The 337-nt window shown below is 44.2% G+C and carries 1 pseudogene; it reads right to left on the minus strand.

Annotated elements, in window-relative coordinates:
- Positions 1–337 (minus strand): annotated as a pseudogene (locus NF418_RS10380) (hypothetical protein); the annotation flags it as partial.

Below are 337 nucleotides of genomic sequence, written 5' to 3' on the forward strand. Positions count from 1 at the left end.
CCTGTCAACTTGCCGTTTTCATCTACTGAAATGCCGTTAACTGGTGCTGATGGGGTAATCACTGTGTTTGGTGATTCCGGTGTAACAACTGTTGTATCTGAAACTGGCTGACCTTCAACTACCGTTGTTGGAGTTACGGTTGTATCCGTATTTGGTGTCTTAGGATCTTTATCAGTCTCATCTGGAATACCATCGCCATCATCATCTTTATCTGTCACATCTGGTGTACCATCGCCATCTGTATCACGTTGGATAGTAACTGGAACTTCGACAACTTTCTCAACACCGTCTGTTGTGACAGTGACTGGGACAGTGATTTCACGTGTTTCTTCGTCAT

It is taken from the genome of Streptococcus suis, assembly GCF_024509555.1.
In the GTDB taxonomy this organism is placed as follows: domain Bacteria; phylum Bacillota; class Bacilli; order Lactobacillales; family Streptococcaceae; genus Streptococcus; species Streptococcus suis_AD.